The 8,303-nt window shown below is 48.0% G+C and carries 7 protein-coding genes; all 7 read left to right on the top strand.

The window, feature by feature from the left end:
* The first annotated feature begins 230 nt into the window (after positions 1-230).
* The 7 genes from L1N85_RS20135 (at position 231) to secA (ending at position 8,291) form a co-directional block, all read left to right on the top strand.
* Entirely contained in the window at positions 231-755 is a 525-nt protein-coding gene (locus L1N85_RS20135; RefSeq protein WP_235240840.1) for a DUF6932 family protein, read from the top strand.
* 14 nt (positions 756-769) lie between these two features.
* Positions 770-1,207: a transcriptional regulator gene (locus L1N85_RS20130; RefSeq protein ID WP_235240839.1), complete on the top strand. Its 438-nt coding sequence runs from the start codon at positions 770-772 to the stop codon at positions 1,205-1,207.
* 41 nt (positions 1,208-1,248) lie between these two features.
* Positions 1,249-1,854, top strand: coding sequence for a nucleotide exchange factor GrpE (locus L1N85_RS20125; protein WP_235240838.1), 606 nt, complete (start codon positions 1,249-1,251; stop codon positions 1,852-1,854).
* Entirely contained in the window at positions 1,841-3,733 is a 1,893-nt protein-coding gene (locus L1N85_RS20120) for an Hsp70 family protein (protein ID WP_235240837.1), read from the top strand. Before L1N85_RS20125 ends, L1N85_RS20120 begins: the two co-directional genes overlap by 14 nt.
* A gap of 21 nt (positions 3,734-3,754) precedes the next feature.
* A complete protein-coding gene (locus L1N85_RS20115; RefSeq protein ID WP_235240836.1) occupies positions 3,755-4,981 on the top strand; it encodes a J domain-containing protein in 1,227 nt (408 codons plus the stop codon).
* Positions 4,982-5,098: 117 nt separating this feature from the next.
* Entirely contained in the window at positions 5,099-5,644 is a 546-nt protein-coding gene (gene hpf, locus L1N85_RS20110; RefSeq protein ID WP_235240835.1) for a ribosome hibernation-promoting factor, HPF/YfiA family, read from the top strand.
* Between the two features lie 139 nt (positions 5,645-5,783).
* Positions 5,784-8,291, top strand: coding sequence for a preprotein translocase subunit SecA (gene secA, locus L1N85_RS20105; protein WP_235240834.1), 2,508 nt, complete (start codon positions 5,784-5,786; stop codon positions 8,289-8,291).
* The last annotated feature ends 12 nt before the right edge of the window (positions 8,292-8,303 follow it).

The raw sequence follows: 8,303 nt of genomic DNA, 5'->3' as shown, positions 1-8,303 counted from the left end.
CACTGCGTAAACTAGGGAACCGCCGTATACCGAACGGTACGTACGGTGGTGTGGGAGGTCGGCTACTCAAATAATGAGTAGCCTCCTACCCGATTAGATGGCGGCCACAACAATTGAACACGATTGACATCTTCAAATTATAGTTTATAATAAAGTTAACAAATTTGTTAAGTTAACATAATTATAATGTGTATCGTTTTGTATAATTTCAGGCCCTTTGGAGGAAAATAATGTTGATATTCAATGATCATGGCCTATTAGCAACACAAGACTATCCTATGACGTTAGATCAATTACGGGCTTCCTTGCTCGTAACTGGCCCAAAAGATGGATCTCCATGGGATATGAATAAAAGGATGACGTTAGTCAACAACTTGGAGGTATTGGTTAATCAACTTTGGAGAGTCGGTATAGTGGAAATTTTTATAGATGGCTCTTTTGTCGAAGACAAAGCGAGCCCCGGAGATATTGACGGTTATTTTGTAGCTGACGTCAGGACCTTACCGGATATTGTAAGGGAACTTAACTCTATCGATCCTTTTAAAATTTGGAATTGGAAAGATCGCATTTATGACCGTAACTCTGCAAAGTGGCAGCTGCCAATGTGGCATCGATACAAAGTTGAACTATATCCACACGTTGGCCAATCATCCGGAATTCTCGATGAGCATGGATTTGAGCAGATGTTTCCTGCGGCTTTTAGAAAAACACGTGATACATTTGAACCTAAAGGAATTGTGAAGATAATGAAATAAAGGAGCTGAGAACGATGATAAAAAACGAAACAGCTTACCAAAAAGCAATAGGAAAGTTGAAACAAGATAAGGAATTTATTGCGAAAGAAAAGCTGCGGTTTAAGGAAATGGGTCTTAATGATGAGCAAATTGACATGGCGATTGAACCATTACTATCATTCCACGAACAACTAAAAGAAGAAGTTGAGTATTATGAAAGAATAAAAAGGGGTTCATTCAATCCCATTCTCAAGTTCACGGATATAGGAAAAAGCCTAATCGCTTATAGAATATATATGAATATGACTCAATCTGAGTTGGCTAGAAAACTGGAAGTATCGGAAACACAGGTATCCCGAGATGAACGAAATGAATATTATGGAGCCACAACAGAAAAAATTGAAGCTGTCATGAGTGCCATGGGGATGAAGGCAACTATAAATATTGAAGTTGCTCCGGGGTTAGGAGCATAAAAGATAGTAATATCATTTAGTTACACAGGAGGAACTACCCTATGTGGTTTTGGAACAAACATAAGAAGGATGAGCAGCTTGAAGCGATCAAAAATATGAAAGAAGCTTTGCTCAACCAGTCAGAGGAGCAGAGCAAGACAAGCCAGGACCTGATCAGCAAGCTTACCCGTTTGCAATATAAAAATTATCAGGATATGCAGACCAGGCTCGAAAGGCTGGAGACGAAGCTGCAAGAAAATGATGCTTCAGAAACATTAAGGCAGCAAGCAGCCGCTGATCAGGCATGGAAGTCGCAAAGGATGGCAGAGCAATTGCTTCGCTGGCTGGATGACATGGATGCTCTTCGGCTGCAACTGGACGTTGAAGGGGAAGCTGCTTGGCAGAAGCTGATTGAGCAATGGTCGGCACAGCTTGTTTCCACGCTCGCGATAGCGGAAATTCATGAGCTGCCGGTGCTGGGAACGAGCTTTGACCCAAGGTGGAGCGAGTCGATCGCCACATCAGACGGCAAGAAGAATGGACAAGCGTCTATTCCGTACGAAGTATTGCAGGTGGTGCGCAGAGGGTTTGTCACTGGTAACGGTACTCTGCTGCGGAAAGCGCAGGTTATTACATTGAAGGAGGATTATGAACATGTCAAGTCATGAACAGGAGCGAACCGGGGCCCATGCTTTTCGGCCTACCGTAGGTATTGATCTCGGAACAACCAATTCAGCAGTCGCATTTATTAGAAACGGACAGCCTACTATTATTCGATCACCGAGAGATGAGGCCATTATCCCGTCGGTCGTATGGATTGACCCTAAGGACAAGGCTGTTGTCGGGGAGGATGCCCGGGCCGCTTTGGTCGCAATGCCGGATCGGACGATCGCTGCCGTCAAACGCAAAATGGGCTCGGAAGAGCGGATTGCCCTTGCAGGGAGAGAATTGCTCCCTCAGGAAATATCGGCGTTGATTCTCAAGGAGCTGAAGGGCTACGCGGATACCCTGTACGGGGATGGGGAGAAGGAAGCGGTTATTACGGTACCCGCCTATTTCACCGATGCACAGCGTCGTGCGACGAAGGAAGCGGGAGAGCTGGCCGGATTTGTAGTAGAGCGAATTATTAATGAGCCTACGGCCGCTGCGCTTGCATTCGGGTTAAATCATGTAGATGAGGATCGGGTTTTTATAGTTTATGATTTGGGCGGAGGAACCTTCGATGTATCCGTAGTCGAGATGATGAGCGGCATTATGGAGGTTAAGGCTTCTGCGGGAAATAATTTTCTCGGCGGAGAGGATTTTGATTGGAGACTGGTTGATCTGTTCGCGGAACAAATGCTGGCAGATCATGCCGTTGATCCGCGTGACGATATTCGGGCCAAGGCGTTGCTGAAGGAAGAGGCAGAGCGCGTGAAGAAACAGCTGAGCGACGAGCTGACTGCCGAGGTGTCGCTTCCTTTTGTTACGGTCAAAGATAACCGGCCTGTCGGCTTGACAATGCAGGTCAGCCGCGAGCAGTTTCTAAAGCTGATTGAGGACAAGCTGGATGAAACGATGGACTGCATCCGATCCGTGCTGCAGGACTCGGGTCTAAAGCCGCAGGACATCGATGAAATTTTGCTTGTGGGCGGATCTACGCGTATTCCGCATGTCCACACTCGAATTGCCGATTTCTTCGGCAAGCAGCCGCGCAAGGATGTTAACCCCGATGAGGCTGTCGCACTTGGAGCGGCTGTGCAGGCTGGCTTGAAATCCGGTTTGCTGTCGGAAAGCGGTCTGATTGCCACCGATGTAGCTCCTTATTCTATGGGGATTGCTGTGCTGAAGGAAAGTATCGGAATGCGAGTCAAGCCAGGAGGTTTCGCGCCGATTATTACCCGCAACACGACGATACCTGTAACGAAGACGGAACGCTTTCAAACCTCCAGTCCTGGACAAACAACGGTAGAAATTGAAGTCTATCAGGGTGAGCATGAATGGGTAAAGCGTAATTTGCTGCTAGGCAAGTTTTTGCTGGAGGATATCCCGGAAAACTGGAAAGAGCAGGAGAAGCTCGATGTCACCTTCAGGTATAATTTGAACGGCATTCTCGAGGTGACGGCGCAATGCGTCTCTACGGGCTATAATATGACGGTGACGCTGCAGGATGGATTAGACCGCAACTCACGCGAGCAGTTTTTGAATAGCACGGTTCAGCTTGAACAGCTGTGGTCTGGACCTGACTTGGAGCCGGACGAGGATGAGGAGGCTTTGGACTGGGCTGAAGCTTGGGAGGCTCTGGATGCTGAGGCCGAGATTGATCTGGAGGATGAGGATGAGCTTGATGAGCTTCCTGAGCGTATGAGTGAGGATGAGTTCCGCAAAGAATCTGTTCAGCTATTGGAGAGGTTGGATGCATTGGCGCGTTCTGGCGATAGGGCTGTACAAGAACAGGCAAAAGAAATGATCCGCGAGCTTAAGGCGGCAATGGAAAGTTCAGATTTGGATGAGTTGTCAGAGCAGATCGACAGCGCAACGGATTTGCTGATTGAGGCTGAGCTATAAGAATGAGAGGGGGAGCGAGCTTTGACAGAAGGCAAGCGACCAAGAAAGCCGAAGAAAGCGAAAATCGAAAATTACTATAAAATTTTGGGCGTACGTTCTAATGCAACACCCGAATCCATTAAAAAGAGCTATATTCAGATGGTTAAGCAATTTCCTCCTGAGCAGCATCCCGAGCAATTTCAAGTCATTCGCAGGGCGTACGATACTTTGCGAGATCCTGTGAAACGCAAGGAATATGATTTTCAACGCAAATACGGCGGATCGATTACGAAAATTATGGAGGAAGCGTTTGAGTGGATGGAGGCTGAGAACTGGGATAAAGCGGAAAAGCTGTTCCGTCAGGCACTGGATATTTCGGCTGAAGCAACAAGCGCTCACCTGGGATTGCTGCAAATATCTATAATGAAAGAGCAAGACGAGCAAGCGGAGCAGCATATACAGGCTATGATCGAAAAGTCGGATACGGATGAAAGCTTGCTCAGCACGTATGCCGTCGTTGCGAAAATATGGTACGACATGGATCAGCCAGAGCGCGCATTGAAGTATCTTGAATTGTTAATGGAGAAATTTCCGGAGCATCAGGTTATGTATACGCCTTTTCTGGCTGCCGTATATCAGTCGCTTGGCCGGGCAGATGAAGCTTACTTCATGATCGAAGCGAGTATGCCGACTGAAGAGGAGGCGGAGCCGGAGCAATTTGGGCTATTCATCAATTGGATTAATGCGATGATTCATCTTGGCAAATGGCAGTACTGGAGCAGAGTCAATCCCAGGGTGAAGAAGTTTTTGTTGTCTATCCGGGATGAGGACGATCGAACGATCGTGCTTGCTGCGCTTATGGATGAATATTTGCACTATCGGGATTGTTACAGGTTTAAGGAAGCGGAGCTGTATATCAATTTGGCTCTGTTGCTCGATAAAAGCAGCTCTGAGGTATTGAAGTTCAAAGCTGAAATCCAGCTGCTGCAGCGGATCTCGAAGGAAGTGGGCGAGCTGCCGCGTGATCGGAAGTTGAACCCTGCTGTCGGGGTGCGCATACATCAATATTTTTTGGAAGAGTTCGCTGAAAACGATGGATTTTTTCAATTTGCAAGCCAGATGTTTGAAGAAATGTTTGATGAGATGACAGAAAAGGAGCTTCAAGACTCGCTAAAGCATATAAAAGCGAAATATAAGCTTCTTTATGCCCGTTATCATGAGCAAATAGATGCGCTTATTGCAGAAAAAGCAAGCGACAGCGCTTCATGAAGCTATAATCTGCACAATTTCTGTGATTTGTTAGAAAATTCCGAATTAATAGAAAATAGTTTTACTCCATCCATGAGCATATGCTATAATAAGCACATGTAAAGGAGGCGTTTCCCCATGAACTACAACATTCGAGGTCAACACTTTCAAGTGACAGATGCATTGAGAGACTACGTCGAAAAGAAGCTCAGCCGATTGGATAAGTATTTTGAAGAACCAATCACCTCCGAAATGAACGTAACCTTATCCGTCACCAAAGGAAAACATACTGTAGAGGTGACCATCCCAATCATCGGCTCCATGCTGAGAGCCGAGGAGAAGAGCGAGGATATGTACGCATCCATTGATGTCGTTGTAGACAAACTCGAACGGCAAATACGCAAACATAAGACAAAGGTAAATCGCAAGTTCCGTCAAGGCAGCGGCGTACGCGCCTTGTTCAGGGAAGAAGGCTCGGCAGTCGGCGTTCTGGAAGAGGAAGACGATTTGGAGCTGGTTCGAACAAAGCGCTTCGATTTGAAGCCTATGGACGTAGAAGAAGCGATTTTGCAAATGAATATGGTTGGACATAACTTTTTCGTATTCTCCAACGTAGACAGCAAGGAAGTTAGTGTTGTTTATAAGCGGAGCGACGGGAAGTATGGATTAATTGAGCAAGGCTAGCACTCATACTTATTGATTACAAGAGCCTTTTCTCCTATTCGGGGAAGGGGCTTTTTCATTTCCAGCAACCCTCGTTGCGGCAATGTCGACAAACTGATACAATTTAAGGCAATGAGGCGTTAGACGAAAGGGGAAAACCATGCTAGGAATTGTGAGGAAGATATTTGGTGATCCAAACGAGAAAGAAGTAAAACGGCTCCAACGGACGGTAGATGAGATCAATGCTATAGAATCGAAGTTTACGGATCTGTCGGACGAAGCGCTGCGCGCGAAGACCGAGGAGTTTAAGGCGAGAATCGAAAAAGGCGAGACGATGGACAAGCTGCTGCCGGAAGCTTTTGCTACCGTAAGGGAAGCATCCAAGCGTACGCTTGGAATGCGTCATTTCGACGTGCAGCTGATGGGCGGCATAGTGCTCCACGAAGGCAAGATCGCGGAAATGAGAACGGGTGAAGGCAAGACGCTCGTTGCTACGCTTCCTACTTATTTAAATGCGTTGCTTGGCAAAGGCGTTCATGTCATTACGGTCAATAACTATCTGGCTCAGCGTGACAGCGAGATCATGGGACAGCTGTATAACTTTCTAGGCATGACCGTTGGCTGTAATCTCCATGGCTTGTCTCATGACGAGAAGCAGGCCGCTTACGCCTGCGATATTACTTATGGAACGAACAATGAGTTCGGCTTCGATTATTTGCGCGACAACATGGTGCTCTACAAGGAGCAAATGGTTCAGCGCCCGCTTTATTATTCCATTATTGATGAGGTTGACTCCATTCTGGTCGATGAGGCGCGGACTCCGCTTATTATTTCAGGACAGGCTGCGAAGTCGACGGAGCTTTATTTTGCCGCGGACCGGTTCGTGAGCCGGTTGAATACAGAGGAAGATTTCACGATCGACATCAAGCTGCGCAGCGTCATGCTGACGGAAGCGGGCGTGGAGAAGGCCGAGAAGGCGTTCCATATTGAAAACCTGTTCGATCATGCTAATGTGCTGCTTAACCATCATATTCAGCAAGCGTTGAAAGCAAACTTCATTATGAAGCGCGATGTTGATTACGTTGTGGAAGAAGACGAGGTTGTTATCGTCGATGAATTTACGGGACGTCTGATGTCCGGTCGCCGTTACAGCGACGGCTTGCACCAGGCGATTGAAGCTAAGGAGCAGCTGAAGGTTCAGAACGAGAGCATGACGCTCGCGACGATTACGTTCCAGAACTACTTCCGTATGTACCGCAAGCTGTCGGGTATGACGGGTACGGCGAAGACGGAGGAAGAAGAGTTCAAGCGCATTTACGGTCTTGACGTTATTCAAGTCCCTACGAACCGTACGATGATTCGTGAGGATATTGCGGACGTCGTGTATAAATCCGAAATGGGTAAATTCAAAGCGGTTGTTGAAGAGATCTCGCAGCGCCACAGCAAAAATCAGCCGGTGCTCGTCGGAACGATTTCGATCGAAAACTCTGAGAAGCTTTCGGACATGCTGAAGCGCAAAGGGATTACGCATAAGGTGCTGAATGCAAAATTCCATGCGGAGGAAGCGGAAATCATCTCCCGTGCGGGTCAGTCCGGATCGGTTACGATTGCAACGAACATGGCCGGCCGCGGTACGGATATTTTGCTGGGCGATTCGGTTGCCGATTTAGGCGGATTGCATATCATCGGTACGGAGCGGCATGAGAGCCGTCGTATCGACAATCAGCTTCGCGGCCGTGCCGGCCGTCAAGGCGATCCGGGCTCGTCGCAATTTTATTTGTCGCTTGAGGATGAGCTTATGCGCCGCTTCGGCTCCGAGAACATTATGGGAATGATGGATCGTCTCGGATTGGACGAAGACCAGCCAATCGAGAGCCGCATGATTTCGAGGGCGATTGAGTCCGCGCAAAAGCGCGTGGAGGGCAACAACTTCGATATTCGTAAAGTGGTCCTTCAATATGACGATGTGATGAACCAACAGCGTGAAGTTATTTATAAGCAGCGCCGTGAAATTCTTGGCTCGGAGAATATCCGTCAAGAAGTTATGGATATGATTAAGCCGGTTATCGAGCGGATCGTCGAAGCGCATTGCGCGGAGGATATTCCGGAGGAATGGGATCTGCAGGCGATCGTTGATTATGCGCATGCGAACTTCCTGGAGGAAGGCGCATTATCGAAGGACGAGCTGTGGGGCAAAGAGAAGGAAGAGATTATCGGCTATATCTACAACGAGGTCGTAGCGTATTACGATGAGCGTGAAGAGCGTCTCGGCGCGGAGACGATGCGCGAGTTCGAGAAGGTTGTCGTACTGAGAGCCGTCGATAGCAAGTGGATGGATCATATCGATGCGATGGATCAGCTTCGCCAAGGCATCCATTTGCGCGCTTACGGCGGTACGGATCCGCTTCGCGAATATCAATTCGAGGGCTTCGAGATGTTCAAGGAAATGATCGAGAACATTCAAGAGGAAGTCGCGAAATATATTATGAAGGCGCGCGTGGAAAGCAATCTGGAGCGCCAAGAGGTCGCTAAAGGGCAAACGACGACGACAAGCGGCGGCGGGGAAGCGAGCGAGAAGCGCCCGGCTAAGCGCAAGGAAACCGTCGGACGCAACGATGCATGTCCATGCGGGAGCGGCAAGAAATATAAGCAATGCCACGGTCAGTAAGGAACGGCTCTT

This window comes from Paenibacillus alkaliterrae (assembly GCF_021532375.1).
GTDB lineage: Bacteria > Bacillota > Bacilli > Paenibacillales > Paenibacillaceae > Pristimantibacillus > Pristimantibacillus alkaliterrae.
This window is presented reverse-complemented; position numbering and strand designations above follow the sequence as displayed.

Coding starts and splice junctions, on each gene's coding strand:
- L1N85_RS20135 (WP_235240840.1), top strand. CDS start 231: ATGTTGATATTCAATGATCATGGCCTATTAGCAACACAAGACTATCCT.
- L1N85_RS20130 (WP_235240839.1), top strand. CDS start 770: ATGATAAAAAACGAAACAGCTTACCAAAAAGCAATAGGAAAGTTGAAA.
- L1N85_RS20125 (WP_235240838.1), top strand. CDS start 1,249: ATGTGGTTTTGGAACAAACATAAGAAGGATGAGCAGCTTGAAGCGATC.
- L1N85_RS20120 (WP_235240837.1), top strand. CDS start 1,841: ATGTCAAGTCATGAACAGGAGCGAACCGGGGCCCATGCTTTTCGGCCT.
- hpf (WP_235240835.1), top strand. CDS start 5,099: ATGAACTACAACATTCGAGGTCAACACTTTCAAGTGACAGATGCATTG.
- secA (WP_235240834.1), top strand. CDS start 5,784: ATGCTAGGAATTGTGAGGAAGATATTTGGTGATCCAAACGAGAAAGAA.